Genomic DNA, 26,266 nt, shown 5'->3' with positions numbered 1-26,266 from the left:
CCCACCGACCTCCGACACCCCGGCCGGCACCACCAACGTGCTCTCACCGTCCGGGCCCCCTCCCCCCGCCCACCCTCCGTTGATCATGAAGTTATTGCCACGCCGCTCGGCGTGTCGTGGCTATAACTTCATGATCAACGAGAGCTGGGGGTGGGGTGGGGGTGGGTGGGTAGGAGGGCTAGAGGGTTTTCAGGAGGGGGCGGAGGGCGGTCACTATGGGGGCGTCGGCGGGGAGCCAGGTGACCGAGTCCAGTTCGTCGGCCGTCAACCAGCGCAGCGCGGAGTGTTCCAGCGCCTGCGGTTGGTCGTCGTCGAGCAGGCGGGCCGCGTAGACCTTCAGCACCGACCGGCCGTGTGCCATCCGTACGTTGCGGCCGACCCGATCGCCGATCTCGACGCGTACGGCCAACTCCTCGGCGCACTCCCGGACCAGCGCGTCGACTTCGGCCTCCCCCGGCTCGACCTTCCCGCCCGGAAACTCCCACATCCCGGCCACCTCGGGCGGGGCAGCGCGCGCGCAGGCGAGCACCCGCCCGTCCCGGATGATCGCCGCACCGACGATCACCTTCAGGTCCCGTCGTTCGGTCTGCCCGTCGCCATTCGCCCGTTCGGTCCGCACGGGCGTCCAGGGTGCCAGATCAATCGGCGGTTTGGGTACCGTAGCCGTCCGCTAGGCCAACAGAACACGGAAGTGTGGGCGTGGACACCCCTTCCGAGCGGCGAGAGACTAGAGGACACCGACAAGACACGGGATGGCGACGATTTGGCCACGAGCCGACAACGGCGCTTGGGGGGTGCGGTGATGCGCGTGCTGTTCAGCAGCAGGGCCAAGCACGACTATCTCTCCGACGCGTTGACCTTGCTATCTGGTTGGACGCGCGAAGGCGAGCAGATCCGACGGACGCTCGTGATCGACGATACCCAACACGCCGCCCTGACCGAACGGGTCAAAGTCGTCGCCGACGCGTTGCACCTGCGCCCCGAGATCAACCGCCTGCCCGACAGCACCCAGATCCGGGTCGGGCACGGCAACGACGAGCCGCTGACCGAGGGCGAGGTCCTGTTGGCCGCCCGCATCGAGGACGCGTACCGGGCGGTCACCGAGTCCTGACGAGCGTCGCCGAACCCGACCCGGCGTCCTGCGGGTACCAGCGCAGCTCCACGGCGTTGCCGTCCGGGTCCCGCACGTAGATCGAGGTCGCCGAGCCACGGGCGCCGAACCGGCTGACCGGGCCGGTCAGCACCGTGAAGACACCCGATTCGATCACCCGCGCCCAGTCCAGTGGTGCCACCACCAGGCAGAAGTGATCCACGTTCGCGCCCTGCGGCTCGCCTCGGACGAGGTCGATGATGCTGCCTGGGCTAATCCGCACGGACGGGAACGGGACGCGGCCCGCCCGCCACTCGTCGACCCGTACCGGTGCCAGCCCGAGCCGGCCGCAGTAGAAGTCCAGGGACCGTTCCACGTCGGCGACGGTCAGCACCAGATGGTCGAAACCGATGACCCGCACCGCGCTCACGCCTTCTCCAGGCCGGCCGCCGCGCGCAGCCAGCCGGTGAACAGGGCCGGGTCGACGTCGGCGAGGTCGCGCAGCTTCACCGCCGCCATCGACCGCGCACCAGGCACCAGCCGTCCCGACGGGTCGGCGATCTCCTGCCCCCGCCACAACCCGAAGGTGACGTACGACCCGTACGCCTTGACCAGGCAGACCGGGCGCTGGCCGGGCCGGTCGCCCAGGCCCCAGACCGGGTGCCCGTGCCACATCGCGCCGGTCGCTGTCGGCAGGGCCGCCGCGATGATCGGCGTCAGCTTCTCGCCGATCTCGCGCAGTGGGCCGGCCAGGCCGGCCAGGTAGTCGTCAACGTTCACGGTAATACCTTTCGTTCGGTGTTCCCTGCCGCGTTCACGATCCCCGGACGAGGGCCACCGACCAAGACCCGATGCCGCTACGATCGTTGCCCGCAGGTCAACGATGGGAGCGGTGTGCTGGAGCGGTACGAGGTCGAGACGTTCCTGACGCTCGCGGAGGAACTGCACTTCGGCCGGACCGCCGAGCGGTTGACAGTCAGCACCGGCCGGGTCAGCCACATCGTGAAGAAGCTGGAACGTCGGATCGGCGCACCGCTGTTCGCCCGTACCAGTCGGGTCGTCCGGCTCACCCCGATCGGCCGGCGGCTCGCCGAGGAGTTGGCCCCGCTGGTTGCCGGGATGGACGAGGCCGTCCGCCGCGCAACCGACGCCGCCCGGGGCGTGACCGGGACGCTACGGGTGGCGTTCCTCGGTGAGTGGACCGCTCCGGTGCTGCTCCGGGCGGTGACCCTGTTCGGTGAACGGCACCCGGACTGTCGGGTGGAGGTGCACGAGGCGCAGCTGTCCACCACCCGATCCGGGCTGATCGACGGGTCGACGGACGTGCTGATCGCCTCGTACCCGTTCGACGGGATGGCCACCGGCCCGGCGCTGCTCTCCGAGGCTCGGGTGCTGGCGGTGGCGGCGGGTCACCCGCTCACCCGGGAACGGTCGGTGTCGTTGGAGGTGCTCGCCGACCACCCGGTGGTGCAGTACCCGGCGGTGACCTCGGCGGAGTTCAAGCGGGACCGCACCCCGAAGCGCACCCCGGGCGGCCGGCCGGTGCCGAAGGGGCCGGCCGGGAACACCTTCTCCGAGATGCTGTCCCTGGTCGCGCTGGGCCGGGGTGTCCTACCGGTGGGCGAGCACACCCAGCGCTACTACCCGCGCACGGACGTGGCGTACGTGCCCATCCACGACGCGCCACCAATCGAGCGCGGGCCGGTCTGGCTGGCCAGCAACACCACCACCCGGGTACGCGAGTTCGTCCGCGCCGCCACCGACGCGAAGCCCCGATAGGACACGCCGAGTCGACGACGCGGGGTGGGCGCGTACCCTCGCCGACGACGACGGCCACGAAATCCTGCGCTTCCGCACGGAGGCCCAGCTGCGCACCTCGCTGACCAGGGCAGGCGGCTGGCACCGCGAGCCGGTGGGCCAGGGCGACGGCGAGTTCGTCGTCATCGCCCACCCGACCCCGCTGGCACCGGTTTTCTAGCCTTGGACGCATGGCGAACATCGCGTACGACCGCAAAGAGCAGGTCCAGCAGATCGAGAGTGGCCTCCTCGACGGCGAGCAGATCATCGCCGTCTACGACGCCGTCGGCACCGGCACCGGGTTCATCGGGCTGACCGACCGCCGCGTGATCATTCAGGACCGCTCCTTCGTCGGGAAGCGGTTCGCAATCACCAGCATCCCGTACTCGAAGATCACCAGCGTGAGCGTGGTGAGCAACAAGTCGTGGGGTGGTTCGTTCTTCTCCACCGGCGCGATAGCCATCCACGTCGGCACGCACACCTACGAGGTGGAGTTCCGTGGCGCGCAGAAGAGCCACCACGTGCACAACGTGATCCTGCACCACATCTCCTGACCCACCCGCGCTGCGGGGCCCGGCCGGCGTAATTGCCTTGCCGGGCCCCGGCCGTCTCTGGTGTCCTCACTCGACAGCCGCCGGAAGGGAGCAGCCACCATGCCCAACACGACGAAGTCCCCCGAACCCACAGTCATCCGACCCGAGGAATCGAGACTTCGTGAGCAGATCCGCTCAGAGCACCTGTGACACCCTGACCAACCCCGGAGGCCGCTGATGTCGGTCTTCGACGATCCTGGCCTGTTCGGCCGGCTGTGGGCCGCCGACTACGACAGCGGCGACACCAACCCCGACCCGATGCCCGCCGTCGACTTCCTGGCCGACCTGGCCGACGGCGGCCCGGTCCTCGAACTGGCGATCGGCACCGGCCGGGTCGCACTGCCGCTGGCCGAGCGCGGCCTCACCGTGCATGGCGTCGAGGCATCCGAGGAAATGCTCGCCCAGATGCGGGCCAAGCCCGGCGGCGACCAGATCCCGGTGGTCGTCGCCGACATGGCGGACGTACCGGTGACCGGTGAGTTCCGGCTCGCGTACCTGGTCTTCAACACGCTGTTCAACCTGGTCGACGCCGAGCGACAGGCGGACTGTTTCCGTAATGTCGCCCGGGTGCTGTCGCCCGGCGGCGCGTTCGTGATCGAGGCGTTCGTGCCCGACCCGCGCAGCTTCGACAGGGACGAGCAGGTGCAGGTCTGGGGCGTCACCGAGGACTCCGCGACGATCCGGCTGCACAAGTACGACCGACCGGCGCAGTCGTTCATCCGGCAGACCATCACCTTCGACGGTGACGGCGTGCACCTGAAGCCGTTCGCCATGCGGTACGCCTGGCCGCACCAGATCGACGAGATGGCGCAGCAGGCGGGGCTGCTGCTCACCGAGCGGTACGCCGACTGGCACCGGCGACCGTTCGACGCGGACAGCAGGGCGCACATCTCCGTCTACCGGAAGCAGTAGCGGCAGTTGATCGGCTCCGGTTCCCTGACCTGCGGGAATCGGAGCCGATCTCCTGTGGAGACGCGCGCGCGATCAGCCGAGCGGATCGGGCAGCGGCACCGTTCCCGCTAACACCTTGTCCACCAACTCGACGCGCTGCCGGTGCAGGGCATGGCCGTTCAGCGGGCTGCCCGGCACATTGACGCAGTGCTGGCCGGGCACCGCGTCGCAGGCCGGACAGCGAAGGAACAGACCACCGGCCGGTACCAGTTCGACGCCCTGAGCCAGCGCCGATCTGCCAATCTTGACCAGGGCCACATAGAGATCGTCATCCTGATACCGAGTCGCGGCGGCAGCCACGTCGTGCATCCCTTCCCAGAACTTTTCGACGGCCTGCGGCTCGTTGATGTCGATGCGCACGGTCGCACATCCCCGTCCTCGGACCCGGCAAACCCTCAGCCGGTACGCCGGGACGTCGGGTAACGCCAGCGACTACGCCCTGAGCGGATTCTGCTGCTGGCAGCCTTTGTTGATTTACGAGGTCCGTGCCGGGTCAGCTGTGGGCATGCCCCCGGACACCTCCCGCTTTCCGCGCTCCTCGCCGTACTGGCCGGTGGTCAGTCATCCGCAGCTCCGGCGCGTCCTACCCGGGCTCGCCGTGTCCGCGTTGGGCGACGGCATGGCGGTGGTCGCGGTGCCCTGGCTCGCCAAAGAACTCGGACCGCCGGACCGGCACGGCATCTGGATCGCGCTGGCCATGGCCGCGTACACAGTGCCGAGCGCGGTCGGGACCGTCGTCTTCGGCCGCCTGCTGCGCGGGCGCGGCGGCGCCCAACTCGCCGGCTGGGACGCGACCCTGCGGGCCTGCGCACTCGCGGCGATCCCCCTCGCTCACCTCGCCGGCATGCTCACCATCGGGCTGTACGTGGTCCTGCTGGCCGCGTCGGCTCTGCTGCACTCGTGGGGCTCGGCCGGGCGGTTCACCCTGGTCGCCGAACTGCTGCCGCAGCGACACCACCTGCCCGCCAACGCGGTGCTCGGCACCATCGCCGGGTTCGCCACGATCGCCGGCCCGCCACTGGCGGGCATCCTGATCAGCTGGGCCGGATCGGTGTGGGTGATCGCCCTCGACGCCGCCACCTTCGCCGCGCTGGCCCTCACGTACCGTCTCGCCCTTCCCACCAACGGCGGGCCCGCACGGTCCGAGGGCGGCGCTTCGCGAACGGCAGGCTTCGCGGTCATCCGCCGCGACCCCGCCCTGCTCGGTCTGCTGGTGCTGAGCCTCGGCTTCTTCTTCCTCTTCGGCCCGGTGTACGTGGCCATGCCGATCCACGTCACCGACGACCTGCACGCCTCCGCAACGCTGCTCGGCGTCTTCTACGCCGCCTTCGGCGTCGGCGGTCTCGTCGGCGGCGTGGCCGCCGGCCACCTGCGCCGCTGGCCGCTGCGGGTCACCACCATCGGCATCGTCGTCGGGTTCGGCATCGCCATGCTGCCGCTCGGCCTGGGTGCACCGCTCGGCGTGTCGTTGCCGGCCTTCGCTCTGGCGGGCCTGATCTGGGCGCCGTACACGTCCACCTCGATGGCGCTGTTCCAGCGCAGCACGTCGACGACTCAGCTGCCCGCGGTGCTGGCCGCGAACGGTGCGATCCTCGTGCTGGCGGTGCCGCTGGGCACCATGCTGGGTGGGCCACTCGTGGGTGCCCTCGGCCCCCGCCCGACGCTGCTGCTCTGCGCCGTGGCGATCGTCGCCCTCGGCCTGGTCGCCGGCGGGTTCGCGATCTCCCGTCGGAGCGCGCGAACCCCCGATCCGACCGGCACCGAGGTCAGTGGCCGTCGCTGATCTGGACCTGGTGCAGGATGTCGACCATTGTCATCCCCCTTCGTCGTGGTGGCGGCTGCGCTCGATCGTCTCGGCGACCCGCTTGATCCGGCGGAGCCGGGCGTCCCAGGTGGCGCCCACCGCCGACAACTGCGCGACGGCACGGGCGAGCTGCGCCTCGTCGACCTGGTAGTGACGCTCGCGACCGGCCGTCTCGGCGTGGATCAGCCCGACCCGGTCCAGGACGGCCAGATGCTTCGAGACGGCCTGCCGGGTGACGGGTAGTCGCCTGCTCAGCGACGTCGCGGTGCCCGGCCCGTCGGAGAGCAGAAGATCGATCATCGTACGACGGGTGGGGTCACCGATGGCCGACCACAGCTCGTCGTCGACAGCGGCGCTCACGGCGTGGCGACCAGCCGTGCGACGTACCCGCCCAGCCTGGGCAGGTAGTGGTCCCAACCGTTCTCGTGGTCCTGGTACCGCGCCTCCAGGACGGCGATCTCCCAGCCCATCTCGCGGAACCCGGTCTCGGTCATCCGGATCTGGGTCCCCGTGCCGGCGGGGGTCAGGTCGAAGGTGACGAGCAGCTCCGGCCCACTGCGGTCCGGCTCGGTGAAGCACCACCGGAAGGAGAATCGCTTCGGCGGGTCGACCTCGACGACGGCGAGCGCGACGGTCGTCGTCTCGCCGGTGTCCGCGTTGCGCCAGATCAGTTCGCCGGGTGCGCCAGCGACCGACTCGAACCGCGCGTCGTCGGGCCACCACTCCCGCATGTGCTCGGGCTGACTGACCACCTCGAAGACCACCTCAGGCGACGCGTCGACGTGAATGTCGCGTTCGATAGTTCCCTGCTCCATGCGCCCCACCCTTTCGCAACCTTTAGTTGCACTCAACCTACGACAGCCCCCGCCTTCGCGCAACCTTTCGTTGCATGTTCCGGTCCCGTCGTACCCGGGGCGCACAATGCCCGGCATGTCTGAGCCATCGCCGCACCGGCACCACGCCATCGACTACGTCGAGTTCACGGTGACCAACCTCGCCGAGGCCAAGCGCTTCTACGCCGACGCGTTCGGCTGGCAGTTCAACGACTACGGCCCCGGGTACGCGGGCATCCGCAGCCCGCACGGCGACTCCGCCCCCGAGGTCGGCGGTCTCCGGCTCGACCAGGACGTCGAGGCGGGCGGTCCGCTGGTGCTGCTCTACTCAAGCGACCTGGACAAGTCCGTGCAGGCCGTGACGGAGGCCGGCGGCCAGGTGGTGAAGGGGCCGTACGAGTTTCCCGGCGGCCGGCGGTTCCACTTCACCGACCCGAGCGGCAACGAGCTGGGCGCCTGGGCCGAGCAGTAGGGAGCGCTGACCAAGGCACAGCGTCCGCCCTCTCAGCGAGACTCGATGGTGGTCACCTGCGCTGGACGCGCAGCACACCGGTCAGCATCGGCAGGGTGAACTCGCCCTGCGCGGTCTCGGGCCGGGTCCGGAGGAAGGCGCGGATCCGGCCGAGGGTGGCATCCCGCTCCTCTTCTGCCATGACCAGCATCCCCGCCCGGGTCGCGAGTGTCGCGCCGAGGGAGTCGGCGGTCCGGCGCTGCCCATGCGGAAACTCGACCTGCTCCGATGCGCCGAACCGGGCGTTCAGGTCGGTGCTCGCAACCACCATGTCGGCCGTCGCGGCGCGCCAGCAACTCAGCGTGTCGCGGGGGCCGATGGCCGCACGCCCGCTGACCCGTTCGAGTGCGGAAACCCAGTCGATCCGGTCGTCCAGGACGTTCCACAGCCCGGCCAGAACGCCGCCGGGCGTGAGAACCCTGGCGATCTCCTCCCCCGCGACGGTCATGTCGAACCAGTGCAGGGCATTGCCAACCAGGACGGCATCGACTGACGCGTCCGGCAGCGGAATCGACTCCGCGCTACCGGGCAGAGCGCGGACGGCCGGCAGCGCGTGGCGTAGCTCGGTGAGCATCGCCGGGTCGGGTTCGACCGCTACGACGTCCGCACCCAACTCGACAAGCGTGGCGGACAGCTTGCCGGTGCCGGCGCCAAGGTCGAGCACCCGTGGGCCGGGCGCGGGCTCAAGTGCCCAACGCACCGCCGCCCGGGCGTAATCCGGACGGTGCTCGGCGTACGCGGTCGCCGCCGCGCCGAAGGATGTTCGGAGCAGGTGCTGGTCGTCCATGCGGTCACCGTAGCGCCCTGCCACTCTCAGGTGAACCGGCCGACGAGGACGCTCGCTCGTCCTTCTCGCCGACGGACCGGTAGCTGTGCACGTCCGGGTCCGGATCTCCGGCGATCCCCAGGTCCTTGCGCATCAACTCACGAAGGGTGGCATTGGCGGCCCAGAGCCGGTTGCGCGCCTCGATGTAGCGATCGCTCCCCACATCGGCACCATGGCTGAGCACCTCGCACACGCCCTCCAGGCTGCGCGCGGCGGTGACCACTTCGTGCATGAGGCCCCGCGAGCCAATCAGCGAGATGCTCTGCCGCAGACGCCACACTCCTGATGCGTCAAGGGCTTCCAGCAGTGCGTGGGATCGCTCGACCGGGGAGAGTTCGCTGCGAAACGCGACCGACCGCAGGTCGGAATGGGCTTTGCTGAGAGCAGCCAGAAAGTCGACGTAAACCTGTTGCCGCGCTTGCAGTAGGCGACTCTTATCCTCGCGTCGCCATCGAAGGTGGTCGGCCAGGAAGACCGACATGAGTCCGACAATGGCACCTACGATTGTGCCGAGGATCGTCGACCACTCCATTCGCTCACGATACGCCGCCACCACCAGCACAAGGCGTCACCATCCGCTGTGGAGGCAACCGAGGGGCCTGGGATACCGTCGGAGCGTGGTGGATCCGATTCCGCTGGCGTCGGGGCGAGACCGACGGTCATCGGGTCCTTCGCCGTTACCGCAACGGTGGGGACGTGGCCGCTGAGGCGGCAGTCATGGCGTACGTGGGGAGTCTGGGTCTGCCGGTGCCCACCGTGTCTTGGGGAGGCCCGTCTGCCTCAGCTGACAGTGCCGTCCCGGTCCACCTGGACACCGCTGCGCAGCAGCCCGACGAGCCGTTGGGCGTGTGACACGTCGGTGCCGCCGAGAGCGGCACCGCTGGCGATGGCGAGCAGATCAGTCACGGTGAGGTCGGGCCGCACGGCACCGGCGTCCTGCGCCCGGCGCAGCAGTCCGGTCGCGGTGGAGCGCATCGACTCGTGCCACCTGCCGAACATCTCGGTCCGGTGGGCGGCAGGGCCTTCGGTGGCGGCAAGGGCGAGCGCACGCTTCGTCGCGACATGGACGACGAACGCGTCCAGCCAGGTGAAGAGTGCGTCTGCCGGTGACGGGTCGCCGAGCAGATCGACGCCCTGACGGCACAGCGCTGCCACCTCGTCGGCATAGACGGCGACGAGCAGGTCGCCCCGGGTTGGGAAGTGCCGGTAGAGGGTTGCGTTGCCGACACCGGCGCGTCGCGCCACCTCGTCAAGGACGACCTCGGACCCGGAGTTGTCGACGAGTTCCCGCGCCGCGGCGAGCAGCCGGTCGACGTTGCGTGCGGCGTCCGCCCTGCGCCCACGCTTGGGAATCATCGGGTTGTCCGCGGTCGACCCCATCCAGCGCTCCAAGTCTTGCCAATCGGGGAGTTCCCCGCTTAATGTACCAAACATGACCGGGGAATTCCCCGCTTGGAACCAGTGGAGGATGCGATGGCCCTGACCGCCGAGGACCGGGCAGCGATCACGGACCTGCTCAACCGGCACGGCCACCTGACCGACAGCGGCGAGTTCGACCGGATGCAGGAGCTGTTCACCGCAGACGTGGCCTATGACGTCACGGACCTCGGTGGTGGTGTGCTCACCGGGCTCGCCGTGCTGCGGGACGCCGCGCTTGACCTGGGTGCGGGGAACCCAGTCGCCCACCACGTCACCAACATCGTGCTCACCGCGGTAGCCGAGGACCGCGTCCACGCCCAGTCGAAAGGCATCGGCATCAACGCGGACGGCACCGCCGGTAGCGTGACCTACGAGGACACGATCGTGCGCGGCGACGGTGGATGGCGTATCACCCACCGGAGGGTCCGCGCCCGGCGGGTGCCCCTGACCCACTGACCGCGCTCCACCGAACTGATTCGGGAGCGTGCCGGCGCGGCCGGTGTCGACAATCGCCTCGGACCCGACGAGGCGGTGCCGCCGCGCTACTGTCGCGCGTCCGGCCGCTGCGCTACGTCGCGCCGTCGCAGTTCGACACGGGTCAGCCAGGCAAGCCCGCCCAGCGCCGCCAGCAAAATCCAGCCGGCGGGGTTCGTCGGGGCGAGCACCAAAGCGGCGATAGCGCCCACCGCACCGAATGCGCCAAAGACCCACATCTTGCGGAGCGGCATCCCCCGAGGCGGCTGCGGCTCTTGCTGAGCAGGCGCGGTGGAATCCTCGGCGGTCACGCGCTGATCTTCGCGGTAGCCCGTGGTCCTCGTCAATCGCAAATCTTCTGACCTGCGGGAACAGGCCGGACTCAGACCTTGTCGACGCCGTCGAGAGGTCCGACACGTACTGCGGCTTCGACAGGGAGCGATGTCCTGGTCTGGGGCCTACTTCGCAGCAGGTGACCGGGACCGAACCCGCACTGCCAGCGTGGGAGCCGGATTGTTTCGTCGGTCAGAGTTGCCAGGCTCGCTGGTGAATGAGGGGGCAGCGTCAGAGTTTGCGGTCTCGAGGTGCCGGCGGTGCCGTGTCACTCCCACAGGTCGGCGTCCTTGTTGCCGGACGGGTCCGTCTCCCCAAGAGACTCATGGAGCCCTCCGATCTCGCGACCCGTCGGGTTGCACTGCGCGTCCGTCTCGATCAGGTGCCAGCCGGGGTCGCTCTCACGCGCGTCCGGGTCCCCGCCCTCGTCGAGGATGCACACTGCGGCAAATACCGCCTCGTAAGCTCCAGCTCGGGCGACCAGCAGCACATCATGAGGATCCGCGCCTGACTCAATCAGCCGGTGCGCGGCCGCGACGTCGTGTAGGGCGCTGACATCCGTCCAGGGAGATATGGCCTCCCGCCACAGGGCGCGCAGAACCATGAACCGAGCCAGCTGCGGAATGTCCTCGCTGATCTCCGACCTAGCCCACCCCTCCGGGTCTTGGGCCCCAAGCTCCTTGAACCTCTCCGCGAGCGATACAGCGGAATCTCGGGCGCCCGGCGGCAGAGTTGCCAGCCACTCGTCCCACGTAGGCCAGAAGGTCACCACGTGATACTGCCTTCGCCTCGCCTGCCAACCAACCCCAGCGCCGGCCCGGTGTCCCTGAATGCCGTCCAGAGACGACGCCGAACACCATCACGTCAGGTCCTCGAATGAGTCTTCGCCGGGCCGCCACACCATCCACCGTCCATCATCGAAACCGGAGAGCATGGCTATCTCCGGTGTGTCGATCTGCTTCGGCGTCGGGTGGAGACGAAGGGCCGCGTCGCTGAAACGGAGCTCGATCCCCGTCCCGGTTCGCTCGCACGAATCGGTTACGACCTGCGGAATGAGTCCTACCAGTGCGTCGGCCCAGCCGGGCTCTCCAGGTAGGTAGGTGCGATCCGCACGACTGATCGCCGGGAGGATGTCGCAGTTGAGCACCGGCACCTCGTTGGACAGCTCGCCGTCAAAGCGCAGCTGCACGTAATCCATGACGAACTGCACCGAGTACAGGCGCAACCCGACAAGTCGTCCCAGCAGTTTATTCGGGATGTACGCCATGCGGCGGAGCCTATCGAGCCGCCCAGGGGAGCCGGCCAGATGGTGAACCGCGACAGAGGCCCCGAGCCCGACGAGCGGTGCTTCCCCCAACGGCGCGACGGAGTCGCGGTGGCAAGCGGGGTCAGGGACCACCGCTACCGACTCTCCCCGGAGGAAGGCGCCGAGTTTGCGCGACAGGCTCGGCAGCTGCGCGACGCCGACGACCTAGAGTTGCCCGGCGCGGACAACACCGTCGACGTGGACCGGCGCGGGGAGGGCCGAGGCCGATGAGTGTGTGGACCCGCTGGAAGATCGCTCTCCCGCTGACCGGGCTCAGCCTCCTGGTCTTCGTACCCGCTGTGTTCGGCGCGTGGGCCTGGTGGTCCGAGAACGGCACTGCCTACCGGGTAGTTACGGTCCTCATCTGCCTGGTCGTCGCCAGCTGCGTTGGCGTCTCTCTGTCCATCGGCCTCAAGCGGACCGAGGATGTGCCGTGGCTCCGTATCGGGCTCGTTGCCCTGGGCGTGCTCGCTACGTGTGGGCTCGCCGTCGCTCGGGACTCGGTGCAGTAGTACGGCCCCACCCGGAACTAGACATTGAACCTGAACTCCACCACGTCGCCGTCCTGCATGACGTACTCCTTGCCCTCGATGCGGACCTTGCCCGCCGCCTTGGCCGCCGCCATCGAACCGTGCTCGACCAGGTCGTCGTAGGAGACCACCTCGGCCTTGATGAAGCCGCGCTGGAAGTCGCTGTGGATGACACCCGCGGCCTCCGGCGCGGTCGCGCCGACCGGGACGGTCCAGGCGCGTGCCTCCTTGGGGCCGGCCGTGAGGTACGTCTGGAGGCCGAGGGTGCGGAAGCCGACCCGGACGAGCTGGTTGAGGCCGGGCTCGTTCTGCCCGATCGACTCCAGCAGCTCGCGGGCCTCGTCCTCGGGGAGGTCCACCAGCTCGGATTCGATCTTCGCGTCCATGAAGACGGCCTCAGCGGGGGCGACCAGGGCGCGCAGCTCGTCGAGGAACGCCTCGTTGGCCAGCTCGGCCTCGTCGACGTTGAAGACGTACAGGAAGGGCTTGGTGGTGAGCAGGTGCAGCTCGCGCAGGTGCTCCAGCTCGATCTTGGCGGCGGCGGCCCCGGAGTAGAGGGTGGTGCCACCGTCGAGCACCTCGATCGCGGCCTTCGCGGCGGCGACCGCGGCGAGGCGGTCCTTGCGGAGCTTGGCCTCCTTCTCCAACCGGGGCAGCGCCTTGTCGAGGGTTTGCAGGTCGGCGAGGATCAGCTCGGTGTTGATCGTCTCGATGTCGTCGGCCGGCGAGATCTTGCCGTCGACGTGCACCACGTTCGGGTCGGAGAAGGCCCGGACCACCTGGCAGATCGCCGAGGCGTCCCGGATGTTGGCCAGGAAGGCGTTGCCCCGACCCTGCCCCTTCGACGCGCCGCGGACCAGGCCGGCGATGTCGACGAACGACACCGGAGCCGGCAGCACCTTCTGCGAGGAGAAGATCTCGGCCAGCTTGCCCAGCCGCTCGTCAGGGAGCCCGACCACGCCGACGTTGGGCTCGATGGTGGCGAACGGGTAGTTCGCCGCCAGCACGTCGTTCTTGGTAAGCGCGTTGAACAGCGTGCTCTTGCCGACGTTGGGCAGGCCGACGATGCCGATGGAGAGACTCACGACCAGCCAGCTTACGCGGATGCCGACCGGGCCGGCCCACGCGGTCCACGGTCCGGCACAGAAAGCGGTACGGGTGACGTTCCGGCGCCGGTGCAGGGGTTCCGCCGGCTCTCCAGGTGCACCGCTGGGCAGCCCGTGCCTTTATGGGGCGACGGGACCCGGCAGGCGTTGCTACCGTGCCGATCTCGATGTCTCGCTGCTGGAGGTGCAATGACCTCGACGTTGCCCGAGCTGTACATCGCCGTCGATGTGGAGGCGGACGGACCCATCCCCGGGCCGTACAGCATGATCTCGCTGGGTATGGCGGTGACCGGCCGCCCGGACCTGTCCTTCTACACCGAACTGCGCCCCATTTCCGACGACTTCGTGCCGGCGGCACTCGCCGTCTCCGGCCTGGACCGGGACCTCCTGCTGCGCGAGGCGCCCACCGCCCAGGAGGCGATGTCGGCAGCCGCGGCCTGGGTCAACGGGCTGCGCCGGATCGGCCGCCCGGTCTTCCTCGCCGCCCCCGCCGTCTGGGACGGCATGTTCGTGCACTGGTACTTCGTCCGCTTCGTCGGCCACAGCCCGTTCGGTGCCACCGGCTCGGGCGTCGACCTGCGCAGCTACTGGATGGGGGTGACCGGCAGCGAATGGGTCCAGACCCGCAAGGGCAAGATCAAGCACGAGTTGGGCCTGCACAACGTGCCGCACACGCACCACGCCGGGGAGGACGCCGCCGAACTGGCGCAGGTCTTCGACGCGGTGCTCCGGCGCCAATCCGGCGATCAGGCCGGCGAACAGGCCGGCGATCAGGCCGCCGATCAGGCCGGCGAACAGGCCTGACCGACGCCGGCGCTCAGCCGAGCCGGCGCGGGGCGATCACCTTCTCCTGGACGCTGCCGTCCGCGCCCCGGCTGACCTCGTACGCCGAGACACCCTCGCGGTCCGCGACCGCCTCGACCAGCCGGGTGCCCTGGTAGACCAGGCCGACCCCGTCGTCGGTGCAGTGGCTGGTCGGCAGCGTTCCGTTGCCGACCAGCTCGTGCATCAGCGGACGCCGCTGCCCCTCGCTGTCGTAGTGCACCCCGTTGCCGTACGGCAGCCAGGCCAGGCCGTCGGTGAAGCCGCGCAGCCGGGGGCCGAAGCTGTCGGTGGCACCGCCGACGTGCCAGCAGATCGAGCCGGCCGAGACCCCGGCCAGCACCACGCCGGCCTGCCAGCACTCGTGCAGGATGTCGTCGAGCCCGTGCACCCGCCAGAGCGCGACCAGGTTGGCCACGCTCCCGCCACCGACCCAGACCACGTCCTGGCCGAGCAGGTGGGCGCGGACGTCCTCGACGTTCGGCATCGGGAACAACGCGAGGTGTGACAGTCGGAACCGGGTGTCGGCGAACGCGCCGTAGACAGCGGTGAGCGCGGTGGGTTGGTCCCCGACAGCCTGACCGAGGTAGCAGACCCGCGGCTGCGGACCGGCCTCGGCCAACTCGGCCGCCAACTCGAAGACCGGGCCGGGGCGCAGGTCGGCGGGACCACGGTCACCGCGCACGAAGCCCATGCTGGTGGCGAGGATGGTCGGTGCGCTGGCGGGCATCGGGCGTCCTTCCGTGGGGTGCGGCGTTCATCCTGCCGCAGCCGGCCGGCGGCACACCGGCAACCCCGGTGCGCCAGCCGGCCCACGCGGTCAGTCGCCCTGGCGCTGGCGGGGCACCTGAGCCTCGGACCAGCAGCCCGGGGGCAGCTCGTCGAACGGCCGAACGGCCGGGGGCAGTTGGGCCGCGGCGGCCCGGGGCAGGGTGAACCGGTCCGCGGCGGCCGGGCCGGCCGAGATCGACTCGCGCAGCATCCAGCGCACCTCGTCGGCCGTCCAGCCCAGCCCCGGCCGGGCGGCGATCTCGCGAACCAGCCGCCGGCCGACCCGGGTGTCGTCGTCGTAGAAGCGCATGCACCAGTGGTGCGTCCACATGCCGAGCGCCCGCAGGCCCGCGTCGTCGAGGGAGCCCGCCAACCGCCCGCAGGCGGTGTCGGCAAACATCAGCTGGGGGTCGGTCGTCCGGTCCCGGTCGATGGCGCCGCGGGCGGCCGGCGCGACGGCCCGCATCCGGCGGTAGAAGGACTGCGCCACCGCTCGGGGCAGCGGCGGGAATGTGCCCGGTGTCGACGCCGCCGCCCAACCCGCCACGCTCACCATTCGCCGCACCCCTTCTTGAGTTGGTGGCCGGACGTTACCCGTCACGACCGACACTTCCGGGCCGAGAAAAGCCGTCGGATCGTGGATAGCGACGATGACCTGGGGCGTCTGTACGGGTGACAACGAAACGGGGGTGGTGGGTGGACGAGGACGAGCGGGCTCGGCTGGCCGAGTTCGTCGCCAGCCGGACGCCGGCGCTGATGCGGGTCGCGTACCTGCTGACCGGCGACCGCAACGCCGCCGAGGACCTGTTCCAGTCGGCACTGGCCCGGACCATCCCGAAGTGGGGATCCATCCGGCACGCCGATCCCGAGGGGTATCTCCGCGTGGTGATGTACCGCGAGCAGATCAGCTGGTGGCGACGGCTGCGCCGGTGGCGGGAGACGCCGCTCAACCCGGCGGACGAACCGGTCGGCGTCGATCCCAGCGGCGGCACCGACGTCCGGTTGGCGATGCGCGCCGCCCTTCGCCACCTGCCGGCGGCACAGCGGACGGTGGTGGTCCTGCGTTACTACGAGGACCTGCCCGAAGCCCGGGTGGCCGAGCTGCTCGGCTGTTCCGTGGGCACGGTGCGCAGCCGTACCCATCGGGCCGTCAGCCGCCTGCGCGAGCTGCTTCCGGAGGTCGAAATGCTTGAGGTACGGCGATGACCGACCCCTTCGAGCACCTCATCCGCACCACCCTCACCGATCTCGCCGAGGAGGCACCGATCGTGCATGACCAGTTGAACCGGGCGGAACTACGGGTGCGTAACCGACGCCGCGTCACGGTGACGATGGGGGCGGTCGGCACCCTCGCGGCGATCCTGATCGCCACCCCGCTCGCGCTCGCCTCGACCGGGTCGGACGAGGCGCCACCGGCTGCCCCCAGCCCGGCTGGCCCGGCGGGCCCGGCTGGCCCGGCGGGCGTACCCGACCCGCCCGCGCCGGCCGTGCTGCCGACGGACGTACCGAGCCCCGGCGGCGCGAGGCAGGACCCGTTGACGCCGCCCGGCGTGCCCGGTGCCCCCACTGATACGCCAGGTGCTCCCGGTGTGCCTGGTAGGCCCGGGATTCCCGGTGCTCCAGGGGCGCCCGGGGTTCCGGCTGCGCCGGGGGCACCGGGTGCGCCTGGCGATCCGTCTCCGCTGAACCTGCCCGGCGCGCCGGGCGACAGGTGAGCGCAACGACAGTGTCGCGCTGAGCAGAACCGGTCAGGTCGGTGGCCTCCTCGCCCCGGCCTGACCGGCCGCCACGACAGGGTTCGGCGCGGGCGGCACCGGGAGGATGCGGCGCTGTCGACCCGAGATACCTGTCACCTCCACGCGGCACTTCCCGCACCGCCGAGCGCCAGGCGCCCCCGGGGACAGCGGGTGCCGGTGCACCGGGTTTGCCGAGGCCGGTCAGCCCGCCCATCCTTGGGCCATGACCGATCCCGGACACCCGACGTGCGAGCTGCGGGAGCGACGATGAGCACCACCATGCCCCGGGTGCCCACCTCACTCACCGGGCAGATCGTCACACCCGGCGACCGGCGGTACGCGCAACTGCGCTCCACGTACACCACGACGGCGTCGCCGGCCGCCATCCTGCTGCCGAAGACCACCGCACAGGTGGTCGACGCGCTGCGCTACGCGCGGGAGCAGCGGCTGCCGATCGCCGTCCGCAGCGGCGGGCACGGCTTCTCCGGCGCCTCCTCGAACAACCGTGGTGTGGTCATCGACCTGTCCCTGCTCAACCGGGTGCAGGTGCTCGACGAGCGGGCCGGACTGGTCCGGGTGGAAGCCGGCGCCCGCTGGGCGAACGTCGCGAGGGCGTTGGCCCCGTACGGCCTGGTGATCAGCTCGGGCGACTACGGCGGCGTCGGCGTCGGCGGCCTGGCCACCGGCGGCGGGGTGGGCTGGCTGGTCCGCGCCCACGGCCTCACCCTCGACCGCGTCCGCGCGGTCGAGGTGGTGCTCGCCGACGGAACGCTCGTACGCGCCGACGCCGCACACGAGCCGGAACTGTTCTGGCTGGTCCGAGGGGCCGGAGCTGGTGCGGGGATCGTGCTGGCCTTCGAGATCGAGGCGGTCGAGCAGCGCAACGTCGGCGTGACGCAACTGGTAGTGGAGGCGCATCCGGACGGGCGCACCATCCGGGAGTGGACGGCCTACCTCGCGCAGGCCCCCCGGGAGTTGTCCGCGGCGGCAGTGGTCTACGCGGAGGGCCGCTCGGCCCTGATGTCCATCACCGCAGTGGTGGCCGCCGAGAGTCTGCGCCGGGCCCGGCCCGCGGTGGAGCCGCTGCTCGCCATCGGCAAGGTGCTCGAACACCGCACCGACCTGCTGCCCTACCCGGCCCTGGTGCCGACCGCGCACCTGAGCCCCAACGTCGGGCAGCAGCGCGGCACGACCACGAACGGACTGTTCACCGGGCTGGACGACGCCGGCGCGCGGGCCGTGCAGCGGGCGGTGACCGGGCCGGGGCGGGCGGTGGTCCAGCTCCGCTCGCTGGGAGGCGCGGTCAACGACGTGGCGCCCGACGCGACCGCGTACGCCCACCGCCACCAGGACACGCTTGTCATCGCCTCGGTGTTCCCACCCCAGGGTGGGACAGCGTTGGACGCCGCCTGGCGGGCCGTCGGAGCGCGGGCCGACGGCGGGTACGTCAACTTCGAGAGCCGACCGAACCCGGCCGCGTTCGCCCGGATCTACCCGGGCGAGACCGGGGTCCGGGTACGACGGCTGTGGAAGCGGTACGACCCGGACGGGGTGTTCCGGTCGGCCCTGCTGACCGGTCAGCCCCACCGCGCCGCCCAGCCGAACCGATCCGCCCAGCCGCACCGATCCGCCCAGCCGCACCGATCCGCCCAGCCCACCGGCTCCGGTCAGCCGCATCGACGACGTCGCCGCCCCCGCTGACGGGCCCCTGCTCACCGGCACGCCCAGGTCCGATTCCCGCCAGCCGCCGGCGGGTCGAGCGGGGCATCATCGGTGCCATGGAGTTGGACTTCGAGCGGTGTTACCGGGCCGTGGACAGTCGTGACCAGCGGTTCGACGGCTGGTTCTACACCGGGGTGACGTCCACCGGCATCTACTGCCGGCCGTCCTGCCCGGCGATCACGCCAAAGCGGCAGAACGTCCGGTTCTTTCCGTCCGCCGCCGCAGCGCAGGGTGTCGGGTTGCGCGCCTGCCGCCGTTGCCGGCCGGACGCCGCGCCAGGTTCGCCCCTGTGGGACGTTCGCGCGGACGTGGTCGGCCGGGCGATGCGGCTGATCGCCGACGGCGTGGTCGACCGGGACGGCGTACCCGGGCTGGCCTCCCGGCTGGGCTACACCGAGCGGCACCTGCACCGGATGCTGAGCGCCGAGATGGGTGCCGGGCCGCTCGCGCTGGCCCGTGCCCAGCGGGCACAGACCGCCCGGATCCTGATCGAGACCACCGACCTCGGGATGGCCGAGATCGCGTTCGCGGCCGGCTTCGGCAGCGTCCGACAGTTCAACGACACGCTCCGCGAGGTGTACGCGAGCGCCCCGTCCGACCTGCGGACGGCGCGCGGCGGCCAGCGGACGCCGGCCGGTGCGGGCACCCTCGCGCTACGGTTGGCGTACCGTCCGCCGCTGCACGCCCAGGCGCTACTTGACTTCTTCGCGGTGCGGGCACTGCCCGGGGTGGACGAGGTCCGCGCGGGGACGTACCACCGGGGTCTGCGGTTGCCGCACGGCACCGGCGAGGTGGCGCTGACCCCGGCGGCCGGGCACGTGGCGGCGACGCTGCGGTTGACCGACCTGCGCGACCTGGCACCCGCGGTGGCCCGCTGCCGCCGGCTGCTCGACCTGGACGCGGACCCGACGGCCATCGACGCCACCCTGGCCGCCGACCCGGCGCTGGCCCCCGTGGTGGCGGCAGAGCCCGGCATCCGCGTCCCTCGTGCGGTGGACGGCTTCGAGATGGCCGTCCGGGCCATCATCGGCCAGCAGGTCTCGGTCACCGCCGCCCAGAAGACCCTGACCCGCCTCCTCGCCGCCCACACAACTCGCGTCGATCATGAAGTTATTGCCACCGATGCCGGCGTGTCGGGACAACAACTTCATGATCAACAAGGAGGGGCGGGGCGGTTGCGGGGTTTTTTGGGGGCGGAAGAACTGCTGGTGCTGCCGGACTCTGGGTTCGGGATGCCGGTGGGGCGGCGGGAGGCGCTGCGGGGGTTGGCGCGGGCGGTGGTCGACGGGTCGGTAGACCTCGCGGCGGGTGCCGACCGGGAGGAGGCCCGTCGAGGGCTGCTCGCGCTGCCCGGCATCGGCCCGTGGACCGCCAACTACCTGGCCATGCGCGCCTTCGGCGACCCGGACATCCTGCTCGGCACCGACCTCGCGGTCCGGCGCGGCGCCGCCGCCCTCGGCCTGCCCGACACCCCGACCACCCTCGACGGGTACGCCGACCGTTGGCGCCCCTGGCGGTCCTACGCAACGATGAGACTCTGGAGAGCGGCATGACCATCGACAGCACCGTACTGAGCACGCCGGCCGGTCCGTTGAGCATCCTCGCCGGCCCGGACGGCGACGTACTCGCCGCAGGCTTCACGCCGGATCCGGCGGCGCTGCTGCCCCTGATCCACCCGAGCCTGCGGGCGCCGGTGCGGCAACGGGCCGCCCTCGGCCCGGTCACCGCGGCGGTCCACTCCTACCTGGACGGCGAACTCGACGCCATCGACGCGGTGCCGGTCCGTCAGCGCACCGGCGGTGAGTTCATGGCGCACGCCTGGCAGGTGCTGCGCGAGGTGCCACCCGGCGCGCCGGTCACCTACACCGGGTACGCCGCGCTTGCCGGTCGACCACCTGCGGTGCGGGCCGCCGCGGCCGCCTGCGCCCGGAACGCGGCGGCCCTGTTCGTGCCCTGCCACCGGGTGCTGCGCACCGACGGCACTCTCGGCGGATACCGCTGGGGGCTGGACGTGAAGAAGTGGCTTCTCGGTCATGAGCGCGGGTTGACAGCAAGCTGACACCGGCGTCGCCTGCCATTGACGTTACCGTCTTGTATGCCTGTGCGGAGCGACGGCAACCCGGCCACCCGGGTCGCCGCGCCCCGGCACCCGTTACACAACCTCTGGCGACTGCACCCCTACCTCCGCCCGTACGCCGCCGAGTTCGGCTGGCTGCTCGTCGCGGGGCTCGCCGCCACGGCGGCCGGGATCGCCGTACCGCTCGTCGTGCAACGGGTGGTGGACGGGCCGGTGGCCCGACACGAACCGGCCGGGCTGTTCCAGCTCGGCGGCCTGGCGCTGCTGCTGGGCGTGGTCGAGGCGGTGCTCATCTTCATCCGTCGGTGGGTGCAGTCCTCCTCCGCGGTGGGCATGGAGGCGGCGCTGCGCGCCGACGTCTACGCCCACCTGCAACGGTTGCCGACCAGCTTCCACGACCGCTGGCAGTCCGGTCAGCTGCTCTCCAGGATCACCAGCGACCTGTCGGTGATCCGCCGTTTCCTCTCCTTCGGCGTGCTCTTCCTGATGCTCAACCTGACCACCTACGTGGTCGTGGTCGTGCTGCTCGTCAACCTGCACCCGATGCTCGGTGCGCTGGTCGCGGCCAGCTCGGTGCCGCTGCTGCTGATCAGCCGCCGGTTCGGGCGGCACTACCACGCCGCGTCCCGACGGATGCAGGACCAGCAGGGCGACGTGGCGACCCTCATCGAGGAGACCGCGCAGGGCCTGCGCACCATGAAGGCGTACGGCCGGGGGCCGGAACTGGCCGCCCGCTTCGGCGTCGGGGCGCGGCGACTGCACGACACCGGCGTCGGCAAGGCGCGGCTGCTCGCCAGCACCTCCGCGCTGCTCGACCTGGTGCCCAACGTGACACTGGGCGTGGTGCTGGTGGCCGGTGCGGCCGCCGCCGCGAAGGGCGCGCTCACCATCGGCGAGCTTGTCGCGTTCGTGAGCCTCCAACTGATGCTCATCTGGCCGGTGCAGTCGCTGGGTTGGATCATCGCCAACGGTCAGGAGGCCGCCACCGCCGCCGACCGGCTCCAGGAGGTGCTGGACACCCCGCCCCAGATCGTGGACTCCCCCGGCGCGCTCGCGCTGCCCCGCGACAGAGTGCACGGCCGGCTCCGCGTCGAGCGGGTCTCGTTCAGCTACCCGGACGCCCCCGCGCCGGTGCTGCGCGAGATCGACCTGGCCATCGAGCCGGGCGAGACGCTCGCCCTGGTCGGCGCCACCGGCTCCGGCAAGAGCACGCTGCTCTCGCTGGTGCCCCGGCTGCACGAGGTGACCTCCGGCCGGATCACCCTGGACGGGCACGACCTGCGCGAACTGCGGCTGGCCTCGCTGCGCCGACTGGTCGGGGTGGCGTTCGAGGAACCCACGCTCTTCTCCATGTCGGTGCGGGAGAACCTCACCCTGGGGCACCCGGACGCCAACGACGACGATGTCCGCGCGGCCCTCGCGCTGGCGCAGGCCGACTTCGCGTACGAGCTGCCGTGGGGGTTGGCCACCCGCGTCGGTGAGCAGGGCATCTCCCTCTCCGGTGGGCAGCGGCAGCGGCTCGCGTTGGCGCGGGCAGTGCTCGGCCGACCGGCGGTGCTGGTGCTCGACGACCCGCTGTCCGCTCTCGACGTGCACACCGAGGCGCTTGTCGAGGCGGCTCTGCGGCAGGTCCTGCGGGACAGCACCGCGCTGCTGGTGGTGCACCGGCCGTCGACGATCGCCCTGGCCGACCGGGTCGCCCTGCTCCAGGACGGGCGGATCACCGCCGTGGGCCGGCACTCGGACCTGCTGGCCACCGTGCCGGCGTACCGGGCGCTGCTGGCCGCCGACCCACCCACCGGGCATCCACCGGCGACGGAAGCCGCCGGTCCGACCCCGTTCCCCTCGGACGGGTGGGGGCTGGTGCGCTCGTGACAGTGCCGGAGCAGGCCGAACCATCGCCCGAGGAGGAACCGGAGCTGACCCGCTGGCGCGGAACCGCCACCGACCCGGAGGCGGACCGCAGCCGAGCCGAGGACACCTCGCCCGAGGCGGTGGCCCGGCTGCGCCGGCTCAGCCGGGCCCTGCTCGCCGACCAGCTCCGGCCACACCGGGGGCGGCTCACCGCCGCTGTCGGCCTGCTGCTCACCCAGAACGCCGCCGCGATGGCCGGCCCGTACCTGGTCATGATCGGCATCGACCGGGCCATCGCACCGCTGCGCGCCGGCAACGCCGGTCCGCTGGTCGCCGTCGCCGGGGCGTTCGTGGTCGCCTCGCTTACCGAGTACGCGGCCCGGCGCGGGTTCCTCACCCTCTCCGCGCGGATCGGCCAGGCCGTCCTGCTCGACCTGCGGCAGCGGGTGTTCGGGCACTTCCTGCGGCTGTCCGTGGGTTTCCACGAGCGGTACACCTCCGGCCGGATGGTCTCCCGGCTCACAAGTGACCTGGACTCGATCGCCGAACTGGCCGACGGTGGCATCGACAACCTGGTGATGGCCGGGCTGTCGATGCTGTCGGTGGCCGCCATCCTGCTCTGGCTGGACCTGCCGCTGGCCGCCGTGACGCTGCTGGCCTTCCCGTTCCTGTTCTCGCTCTCGCGCTGGTTCGCCAGGTCGTCGGCAAGCGCGTACCGGCGGACCCGGGACGCGGTAGCGCTTGTCATCGTGCACTTCGTCGAGTCGATGCGGGGCATCCAGGCGGTGCAGGCGTTCCGCCGGGAGCCGCGCAACCAACGGATCTTCGTGGCGCTCGGTGACGACTACCGACGGACCAGCCTGCACGCGTTCCGACTGATCGCCACGTACTCGCCGGCGATCAAGCTGATCGGCAACGTCACGGTGGCGGCGGTGCTCTGCTATGGCGGGTGGCGGGTGCTCGACGGCCAGACCGAGGTAGGTGTGCTCGCCGCGTTCCTGCTCTACCTGCGTCGCTTCTTCGAGCCGATGCAGGAGCTGAGCCAGTTCTACAACTCCCTTCAGTCGGCCACCGCCGCGCTGGAGAAGCTGGCCGGGGTGCTCGACGAACGGCCGGCAGTGGCCGAGCCGGAACGCCCCACACCGCTGCCGACCGGGCCGGGTCGCGGCGAGTTGACCTTCCGGGCGGTCTCCTTCGGTTACCGGGCCGGCACCCCGATCCTCGGCGGCCTGGAGCTGACCGTGTCGGCCGGACAGACGGTGGCGCTGATCGGGCCGACCGGCGCGGGCAAGTCGACGATCGCCAAACTGGTCGCCCGGTTCCACGACCCGGACACCGGGACGGTCCGGCTCGACGGAGTCGACCTGCGCGAGGTGAGCGACGCCGACCTGCGCCGTGCCGTGGTGTTGGTGACCCAGGAGAACCACCTGTTCAGTGGGACCGTCGCGGAGAACATCCGGTTCGGTCGCCCGAGCGCGGACGACGAGACGGTGCAGGCCGCCGCGCGGGCGATCGGCGCGCACGACTTCATCGCCGCCCTGCCCGACGGGTACGCCACCCAGGTGCACCGGCGCGGCGGCCGGCTCTCCGCCGGGCAGCGGCAACTTGTCGCGTTCGCCCGGGCGTTCCTGGCCGACCCGACAGTGTTGATCCTGGACGAGGCGACGTCGTCACTGGACGTGCCTACCGAACGGCTGGTGCAGCGGGCTCTCGGCACCATTCTGCGCGACCGCACCGCCCTGGTGATCGCACACCGACTCTCCACTGTGGAAACCGCCGACCGGGTGCTGGTCCTGGACGGCGGGCGGGTCGTCGAGGACGGCCCGCCAGCCGTGCTGGCCGAGGCCGGCGGCAGGTACGCGGCGCTGCACCGGCAGTGGCGCGACTCGCTGGTCTAGGCGAGCACCGTCCCGCCGTCGACGGTGAGCACCGTCCCGGTGGTGTACGGATTGACCATCGTGAACAGGTACGCGGAGGCGACATCGTCGACCTCCCCGACCCGGCCCAGCGGCACGGACGCCGCGCTGAGCCGGTACAACTCCTCCCGGTCGGCCTCGGACATCGACGCCCAGAGCGGGCTGCGGATGACGCCCGGGGCGACCGCGTTCACCCGGATGCGGCGCGGCGCGAGGTCGACGGCGAGGGCGCGGGTCAGTGCCTCCGTCGCTCCGCAGATGCTGGCCGCCACCGACCAACCCGGGCCGGGCCGGGCGGAGGCGGTCCCGCTGGTGAGCGTGACGGAGCCGCCGTCGCGCAGGTGCGGGGCGGCGGCCCGGACCGCGCCGAGCGCCCCGAAGTAGCGCAGCTCGAAGAACTGCCGCGCCCGGTCCACCTCCAGGTCGTCCAGGGACATCAGGGCCAGCGGCTCGCCGGCGGTGTAGGCGAGGTGGTCGACCGGGCCGACGTCCGCCGCCAGTCGGGTGAACAGCCGGCCCACAGCCTCGGTGTCGGTCAGATCGACGACGTGGCCGTGCGCGCCCTCCGGTAGCTCGGCGAGCGACCGCTCGATGCTGGCCGGGTTGCTGGAGGCGACGGTGACGACCGCCCCGGCCTCCGCGGCCGCCCGGGCCGTCGCGAGGCCGATGCCGGAGGTGCCGCCAAGGACGACGACGTGCCGGGAACGCAGGGAAGTGGTGTCCATGGCTATGGTGCCTTTCTCTCGGATGGGGCCTGCGCCAACACTGCGTCGGTTCCCATTACACCGTCCAAGACCCTTGTGGTCAGCTGTGATACCCGTAGGGTATTAACGTGGACGCCGACCTCGACCTGCGGAAACTGCGCTACTTCCTGGCCGTCGCCGAGCACCTGCATTTCGGTCGGGCCGCCACCGAACTGCGCATCGCCCAGCCGGTGCTGTCCCGCCAGATCCGGGCGCTGGAACGCGAACTGGGCACCCAACTGCTGCACCGGAACCAACGCCACACCGCGCTGACCGCCGCCGGCGAGCAGTTGCGGGCGGACGGGACGGTGCTACTGGCCCGCGCCAACGCGCTGCGGCGCAGGGTGCTCGACACCGCCCGCGGCGGCGCCCGCACCTTCCGGCTCGGATTCATGCCCGGCCTCACCGTCACCGCCGAGGTTCGCGCGCTGCGCGAGGCCAATCCGGGACTGGAGGTCGAGGTGGTGCGTACCGGATGGGACGACCAGACCGAGATGATCCGGGACGGACGGGTCGACGCCGGCTACGTCCGGCTGCCGCTGGACCCCCGGGACCTCGCCCTGGAACCGCTCTTCGACGAGCCACGGGTAGTAGTCGTGCCGGCCGACCATCGGCTGGCCGGCAAGCAGCGGGTCAGCATCCACGACCTCGCCGACGAGCACCTGCTCCAGGACCCGGAGGCGGTGCCGGAATGGCGGGACGTCGCCGCCGAGATGCGGGCCGGCGAACGGCTGCCGGAGCGGTCCGTACGGACCGTGGAGGAGAAGTTGGAGTACGTCGCGGCCGGGCGCGGCGTGGTGGTCCTGCCCCTGTCGACGGCGCTCTTCTACAGCCGCCCCGACGTGCGGCACAGCGTGATCGCCGACATCGGCCCCAACCGGGTCTGCGTGGCCTGGGCGGCGGACAGCCGCAGCGATCTGGTCCGCCAGTTGACGGCGATAGCCCACCGGCTGCACCCGGAACCTCCGGCCGACGACAGATAGCCGACCTGCCCGGCGCCACCGGCCCTCGTGTCCCGGTCGTAACTGCGTGGTCCGGCACCCTCGCGGTGC

General features: G+C 71.1%; 34 protein-coding genes. 18 read left to right on the top strand and 16 right to left on the bottom strand.

Annotated elements, in window-relative coordinates; all coding sequences use genetic code 11:
* Nucleotides 1-178: 178 nt before the first annotated feature.
* Nucleotides 179-619, bottom strand: coding sequence for a (deoxy)nucleoside triphosphate pyrophosphohydrolase (locus tag AB0B86_RS32725; protein ID WP_357403110.1), 441 nt, complete (start codon nt 617-619; stop codon nt 179-181).
* A gap of 183 nt (nt 620-802) precedes the next feature.
* On the opposite strand from AB0B86_RS32725, the gene AB0B86_RS32720 reads away from it, so the two are divergent.
* Nucleotides 803-1,111, top strand: a complete 309-nt coding sequence (locus AB0B86_RS32720) for a 4a-hydroxytetrahydrobiopterin dehydratase (protein ID WP_357403108.1) — start codon at nt 803-805, stop codon at nt 1,109-1,111.
* Here the strand turns inward: AB0B86_RS32720 and AB0B86_RS32715 are convergent.
* Complete coding sequence (locus AB0B86_RS32715) at nt 1,098-1,520, bottom strand: VOC family protein (protein WP_357403106.1); 423 nt, start codon at nt 1,518-1,520, stop codon at nt 1,098-1,100. The two genes, AB0B86_RS32720 and AB0B86_RS32715, sit on opposite strands and share 14 nt — an antisense overlap.
* Nucleotides 1,517-1,870 carry a DUF1801 domain-containing protein gene (locus AB0B86_RS32710; RefSeq protein WP_357420506.1) on the bottom strand — a complete coding sequence of 118 codons (354 nt, stop codon included), beginning with the start codon at nt 1,868-1,870 and terminating at the stop codon, nt 1,517-1,519. Before AB0B86_RS32710 ends, AB0B86_RS32715 begins: the two co-directional genes overlap by 4 nt.
* A 114-nt stretch (nt 1,871-1,984) precedes the next feature.
* Here AB0B86_RS32710 and AB0B86_RS32705 point away from each other — a divergent pair, with 114 nt between their 5' ends.
* The 3 genes from AB0B86_RS32705 (at nt 1,985) to AB0B86_RS32695 (ending at nt 4,392) form a co-directional block, all read left to right on the top strand.
* Nucleotides 1,985-2,869 carry a LysR family transcriptional regulator gene (locus tag AB0B86_RS32705; protein WP_357420504.1) on the top strand — a complete coding sequence of 295 codons (885 nt, stop codon included), beginning with the start codon at nt 1,985-1,987 and terminating at the stop codon, nt 2,867-2,869.
* A 209-nt stretch (nt 2,870-3,078) separates the two neighbouring features.
* Entirely contained in the window at nt 3,079-3,441 is a 363-nt protein-coding gene (locus tag AB0B86_RS32700) for a PH domain-containing protein (protein ID WP_203147864.1), read from the top strand.
* A 216-nt stretch (nt 3,442-3,657) separates the two neighbouring features.
* Complete coding sequence (locus AB0B86_RS32695; RefSeq protein ID WP_357420502.1) at nt 3,658-4,392, top strand: class I SAM-dependent methyltransferase; 735 nt, start codon at nt 3,658-3,660, stop codon at nt 4,390-4,392.
* Nucleotides 4,393-4,464: 72 nt separating this feature from the next.
* On the opposite strand, the gene AB0B86_RS32690 is transcribed toward AB0B86_RS32695, so the two are convergent.
* A complete protein-coding gene (locus tag AB0B86_RS32690; protein WP_357403097.1) occupies nt 4,465-4,791 on the bottom strand; it encodes a hypothetical protein in 327 nt (108 codons plus the stop codon).
* Between the two features lie 145 nt (nt 4,792-4,936).
* Here AB0B86_RS32690 and AB0B86_RS32685 point away from each other — a divergent pair, with 145 nt between their 5' ends.
* On the top strand, nt 4,937-6,214 hold the full coding sequence (locus tag AB0B86_RS32685; protein ID WP_357420500.1) for an MFS transporter: 1,278 nt from the start codon (nt 4,937-4,939) through the stop codon (nt 6,212-6,214).
* A gap of 30 nt (nt 6,215-6,244) precedes the next feature.
* Here the strand turns inward: AB0B86_RS32685 and AB0B86_RS32680 are convergent, their stop codons facing one another.
* Together AB0B86_RS32680 and AB0B86_RS32675 are read right to left on the bottom strand one after the other, a co-directional pair.
* Nucleotides 6,245-6,595 (bottom strand): metalloregulator ArsR/SmtB family transcription factor, encoded by a 351-nt coding sequence (locus tag AB0B86_RS32680; RefSeq protein WP_357403093.1) that lies wholly within the window; start codon nt 6,593-6,595, stop codon nt 6,245-6,247.
* Entirely contained in the window at nt 6,592-7,050 is a 459-nt protein-coding gene (locus AB0B86_RS32675; protein WP_357420498.1) for an SRPBCC domain-containing protein, read from the bottom strand. Before AB0B86_RS32675 ends, AB0B86_RS32680 begins: the two co-directional genes overlap by 4 nt.
* A 115-nt stretch (nt 7,051-7,165) precedes the next feature.
* Here AB0B86_RS32675 and AB0B86_RS32670 point away from each other — a divergent pair, with 115 nt between their 5' ends.
* Entirely contained in the window at nt 7,166-7,540 is a 375-nt protein-coding gene (locus AB0B86_RS32670) for a VOC family protein (RefSeq protein WP_357403089.1), read from the top strand.
* Nucleotides 7,541-7,592: 52 nt separating this feature from the next.
* Here AB0B86_RS32670 and AB0B86_RS32665 read toward each other — a convergent pair whose 3' ends face one another.
* The 3 genes from AB0B86_RS32665 to AB0B86_RS32655 all read right to left on the bottom strand — a co-directional run bounded on the left by AB0B86_RS32665 (nt 7,593) and on the right by AB0B86_RS32655 (nt 9,785).
* Nucleotides 7,593-8,366, bottom strand: coding sequence for a class I SAM-dependent methyltransferase (locus AB0B86_RS32665; RefSeq protein ID WP_357403087.1), 774 nt, complete (start codon nt 8,364-8,366; stop codon nt 7,593-7,595).
* 4 nt (nt 8,367-8,370) lie between these two features.
* Complete coding sequence (locus AB0B86_RS32660) at nt 8,371-8,937, bottom strand: hypothetical protein (protein WP_357403085.1); 567 nt, start codon at nt 8,935-8,937, stop codon at nt 8,371-8,373.
* A 248-nt stretch (nt 8,938-9,185) separates the two neighbouring features.
* On the bottom strand, nt 9,186-9,785 hold the full coding sequence (locus AB0B86_RS32655; RefSeq protein ID WP_357403083.1) for a TetR/AcrR family transcriptional regulator: 600 nt from the start codon (nt 9,783-9,785) through the stop codon (nt 9,186-9,188).
* A 93-nt stretch (nt 9,786-9,878) separates the two neighbouring features.
* Here AB0B86_RS32655 and AB0B86_RS32650 point away from each other — a divergent pair, with 93 nt between their 5' ends.
* Nucleotides 9,879-10,280, top strand: coding sequence for a nuclear transport factor 2 family protein (locus AB0B86_RS32650; RefSeq protein ID WP_357403081.1), 402 nt, complete (start codon nt 9,879-9,881; stop codon nt 10,278-10,280).
* Between the two features lie 86 nt (nt 10,281-10,366).
* On the opposite strand, the gene AB0B86_RS32645 is transcribed toward AB0B86_RS32650, so the two are convergent.
* From AB0B86_RS32645 to AB0B86_RS32635, 3 genes are all read right to left on the bottom strand, one after another.
* On the bottom strand, nt 10,367-10,609 hold the full coding sequence (locus AB0B86_RS32645; RefSeq protein WP_357403079.1) for a hypothetical protein: 243 nt from the start codon (nt 10,607-10,609) through the stop codon (nt 10,367-10,369).
* A gap of 290 nt (nt 10,610-10,899) precedes the next feature.
* Complete coding sequence (locus AB0B86_RS32640; protein ID WP_357420495.1) at nt 10,900-11,400, bottom strand: hypothetical protein; 501 nt, start codon at nt 11,398-11,400, stop codon at nt 10,900-10,902.
* A gap of 90 nt (nt 11,401-11,490) precedes the next feature.
* Nucleotides 11,491-11,898, bottom strand: coding sequence for a hypothetical protein (locus tag AB0B86_RS32635; protein ID WP_357420493.1), 408 nt, complete (start codon nt 11,896-11,898; stop codon nt 11,491-11,493).
* A 39-nt stretch (nt 11,899-11,937) separates the two neighbouring features.
* Here AB0B86_RS32635 and AB0B86_RS32630 point away from each other — a divergent pair, with 39 nt between their 5' ends.
* Both AB0B86_RS32630 and AB0B86_RS32625 read left to right on the top strand, forming a co-directional pair.
* A complete protein-coding gene (locus AB0B86_RS32630; RefSeq protein ID WP_357403073.1) occupies nt 11,938-12,168 on the top strand; it encodes a hypothetical protein in 231 nt (76 codons plus the stop codon).
* Nucleotides 12,165-12,449 carry a hypothetical protein gene (locus tag AB0B86_RS32625; protein WP_357420490.1) on the top strand — a complete coding sequence of 95 codons (285 nt, stop codon included), beginning with the start codon at nt 12,165-12,167 and terminating at the stop codon, nt 12,447-12,449. Before AB0B86_RS32630 ends, AB0B86_RS32625 begins: the two co-directional genes overlap by 4 nt.
* Before the next feature lie 17 nt (nt 12,450-12,466).
* Here AB0B86_RS32625 and ychF read toward each other — a convergent pair whose 3' ends face one another.
* Nucleotides 12,467-13,552: a redox-regulated ATPase YchF gene (gene ychF, locus AB0B86_RS32620; RefSeq protein WP_357403071.1), complete on the bottom strand. Its 1,086-nt coding sequence runs from the start codon at nt 13,550-13,552 to the stop codon at nt 12,467-12,469.
* A gap of 210 nt (nt 13,553-13,762) precedes the next feature.
* Between ychF and AB0B86_RS32615 the strand changes: the two genes are divergently transcribed.
* Nucleotides 13,763-14,377 (top strand): exonuclease, encoded by a 615-nt coding sequence (locus AB0B86_RS32615; protein WP_357403069.1) that lies wholly within the window; start codon nt 13,763-13,765, stop codon nt 14,375-14,377.
* Nucleotides 14,378-14,390: 13 nt separating this feature from the next.
* Here the strand turns inward: AB0B86_RS32615 and AB0B86_RS32610 are convergent, their stop codons facing one another.
* Together AB0B86_RS32610 and AB0B86_RS32605 are read right to left on the bottom strand one after the other, a co-directional pair.
* Nucleotides 14,391-15,125 carry a peptidase E gene (locus AB0B86_RS32610; RefSeq protein ID WP_357420488.1) on the bottom strand — a complete coding sequence of 245 codons (735 nt, stop codon included), beginning with the start codon at nt 15,123-15,125 and terminating at the stop codon, nt 14,391-14,393.
* 90 nt (nt 15,126-15,215) lie between these two features.
* Entirely contained in the window at nt 15,216-15,722 is a 507-nt protein-coding gene (locus AB0B86_RS32605) for a hypothetical protein (RefSeq protein WP_357403065.1), read from the bottom strand.
* Nucleotides 15,723-15,862: 140 nt separating this feature from the next.
* On the opposite strand from AB0B86_RS32605, the gene AB0B86_RS32600 reads away from it, so the two are divergent.
* From AB0B86_RS32600 to AB0B86_RS32570, 7 genes are all read left to right on the top strand, one after another.
* Nucleotides 15,863-16,372 (top strand): SigE family RNA polymerase sigma factor, encoded by a 510-nt coding sequence (locus AB0B86_RS32600; RefSeq protein ID WP_357403063.1) that lies wholly within the window; start codon nt 15,863-15,865, stop codon nt 16,370-16,372.
* The gene (locus AB0B86_RS32595) at nt 16,369-16,881 is read left to right on the top strand and encodes a hypothetical protein (RefSeq protein ID WP_357403060.1); all 513 of its coding nucleotides are present in this window, start codon (nt 16,369-16,371) and stop codon (nt 16,879-16,881) included. Before AB0B86_RS32600 ends, AB0B86_RS32595 begins: the two co-directional genes overlap by 4 nt.
* Nucleotides 16,882-17,169: 288 nt before the next feature.
* A complete protein-coding gene (locus tag AB0B86_RS32590) occupies nt 17,170-18,603 on the top strand; it encodes an FAD-binding oxidoreductase (protein WP_357420485.1) in 1,434 nt (477 codons plus the stop codon).
* A 77-nt stretch (nt 18,604-18,680) separates the two neighbouring features.
* Nucleotides 18,681-20,177 carry an AlkA N-terminal domain-containing protein gene (locus tag AB0B86_RS32585; RefSeq protein WP_357420483.1) on the top strand — a complete coding sequence of 499 codons (1,497 nt, stop codon included), beginning with the start codon at nt 18,681-18,683 and terminating at the stop codon, nt 20,175-20,177.
* A complete protein-coding gene (locus AB0B86_RS32580) occupies nt 20,174-20,683 on the top strand; it encodes a methylated-DNA--[protein]-cysteine S-methyltransferase (RefSeq protein ID WP_357403054.1) in 510 nt (169 codons plus the stop codon). Before AB0B86_RS32585 ends, AB0B86_RS32580 begins: the two co-directional genes overlap by 4 nt.
* A 36-nt stretch (nt 20,684-20,719) precedes the next feature.
* The gene (locus tag AB0B86_RS32575; protein WP_357403052.1) at nt 20,720-22,576 is read left to right on the top strand and encodes an ABC transporter ATP-binding protein; all 1,857 of its coding nucleotides are present in this window, start codon (nt 20,720-20,722) and stop codon (nt 22,574-22,576) included.
* Nucleotides 22,573-24,453, top strand: a complete 1,881-nt coding sequence (locus tag AB0B86_RS32570; RefSeq protein WP_357403050.1) for an ABC transporter ATP-binding protein — start codon at nt 22,573-22,575, stop codon at nt 24,451-24,453. Before AB0B86_RS32575 ends, AB0B86_RS32570 begins: the two co-directional genes overlap by 4 nt.
* Here AB0B86_RS32570 and AB0B86_RS32565 read toward each other — a convergent pair.
* Nucleotides 24,450-25,196 (bottom strand): SDR family oxidoreductase, encoded by a 747-nt coding sequence (locus AB0B86_RS32565; RefSeq protein ID WP_357403048.1) that lies wholly within the window; start codon nt 25,194-25,196, stop codon nt 24,450-24,452. The genes AB0B86_RS32570 and AB0B86_RS32565 overlap by 4 nt on opposite strands.
* Nucleotides 25,197-25,303: 107 nt before the next feature.
* Here AB0B86_RS32565 and AB0B86_RS32560 point away from each other — a divergent pair, with 107 nt between their 5' ends.
* Nucleotides 25,304-26,197, top strand: coding sequence for a LysR substrate-binding domain-containing protein (locus AB0B86_RS32560; RefSeq protein WP_357403046.1), 894 nt, complete (start codon nt 25,304-25,306; stop codon nt 26,195-26,197).
* Nucleotides 26,198-26,266 lie beyond the last annotated feature (69 nt).

It is taken from the genome of Micromonospora sp. NPDC049047 (assembly GCF_040649135.1).
Classification (GTDB): Bacteria; Actinomycetota; Actinomycetes; order Mycobacteriales; family Micromonosporaceae; genus Micromonospora.
This window is presented reverse-complemented; position numbering and strand designations above follow the sequence as displayed.

Coding starts and splice junctions, on each gene's coding strand:
- AB0B86_RS32720 (WP_357403108.1), top strand. CDS start 803: ATGCGCGTGCTGTTCAGCAGCAGGGCCAAGCACGACTATCTCTCCGAC.
- AB0B86_RS32665 (WP_357403087.1), bottom strand. CDS start 8,366: ATGGACGACCAGCACCTGCTCCGAACATCCTTCGGCGCGGCGGCGACC.
- AB0B86_RS32625 (WP_357420490.1), top strand. CDS start 12,165: ATGAGTGTGTGGACCCGCTGGAAGATCGCTCTCCCGCTGACCGGGCTC.
- AB0B86_RS32605 (WP_357403065.1), bottom strand. CDS start 15,722: ATGGTGAGCGTGGCGGGTTGGGCGGCGGCGTCGACACCGGGCACATTC.
- AB0B86_RS32655 (WP_357403083.1), bottom strand. CDS start 9,785: ATGGGGTCGACCGCGGACAACCCGATGATTCCCAAGCGTGGGCGCAGG.
- AB0B86_RS32580 (WP_357403054.1), top strand. CDS start 20,174: ATGACCATCGACAGCACCGTACTGAGCACGCCGGCCGGTCCGTTGAGC.
- AB0B86_RS32670 (WP_357403089.1), top strand. CDS start 7,166: ATGTCTGAGCCATCGCCGCACCGGCACCACGCCATCGACTACGTCGAG.
- AB0B86_RS32700 (WP_203147864.1), top strand. CDS start 3,079: ATGGCGAACATCGCGTACGACCGCAAAGAGCAGGTCCAGCAGATCGAG.
- AB0B86_RS32590 (WP_357420485.1), top strand. CDS start 17,170: ATGAGCACCACCATGCCCCGGGTGCCCACCTCACTCACCGGGCAGATC.
- AB0B86_RS32575 (WP_357403052.1), top strand. CDS start 20,720: ATGCCTGTGCGGAGCGACGGCAACCCGGCCACCCGGGTCGCCGCGCCC.
- AB0B86_RS32615 (WP_357403069.1), top strand. CDS start 13,763: ATGACCTCGACGTTGCCCGAGCTGTACATCGCCGTCGATGTGGAGGCG.
- AB0B86_RS32660 (WP_357403085.1), bottom strand. CDS start 8,937: ATGGAGTGGTCGACGATCCTCGGCACAATCGTAGGTGCCATTGTCGGA.
- AB0B86_RS32635 (WP_357420493.1), bottom strand. CDS start 11,898: ATGGCGTACATCCCGAATAAACTGCTGGGACGACTTGTCGGGTTGCGC.
- AB0B86_RS32565 (WP_357403048.1), bottom strand. CDS start 25,196: ATGGACACCACTTCCCTGCGTTCCCGGCACGTCGTCGTCCTTGGCGGC.
- AB0B86_RS32675 (WP_357420498.1), bottom strand. CDS start 7,050: ATGGAGCAGGGAACTATCGAACGCGACATTCACGTCGACGCGTCGCCT.
- AB0B86_RS32650 (WP_357403081.1), top strand. CDS start 9,879: ATGGCCCTGACCGCCGAGGACCGGGCAGCGATCACGGACCTGCTCAAC.
- AB0B86_RS32630 (WP_357403073.1), top strand. CDS start 11,938: ATGGTGAACCGCGACAGAGGCCCCGAGCCCGACGAGCGGTGCTTCCCC.
- AB0B86_RS32610 (WP_357420488.1), bottom strand. CDS start 15,125: ATGCCCGCCAGCGCACCGACCATCCTCGCCACCAGCATGGGCTTCGTG.
- AB0B86_RS32595 (WP_357403060.1), top strand. CDS start 16,369: ATGACCGACCCCTTCGAGCACCTCATCCGCACCACCCTCACCGATCTC.
- AB0B86_RS32585 (WP_357420483.1), top strand. CDS start 18,681: ATGGAGTTGGACTTCGAGCGGTGTTACCGGGCCGTGGACAGTCGTGAC.
- AB0B86_RS32695 (WP_357420502.1), top strand. CDS start 3,658: ATGTCGGTCTTCGACGATCCTGGCCTGTTCGGCCGGCTGTGGGCCGCC.
- AB0B86_RS32685 (WP_357420500.1), top strand. CDS start 4,937: ATGCCCCCGGACACCTCCCGCTTTCCGCGCTCCTCGCCGTACTGGCCG.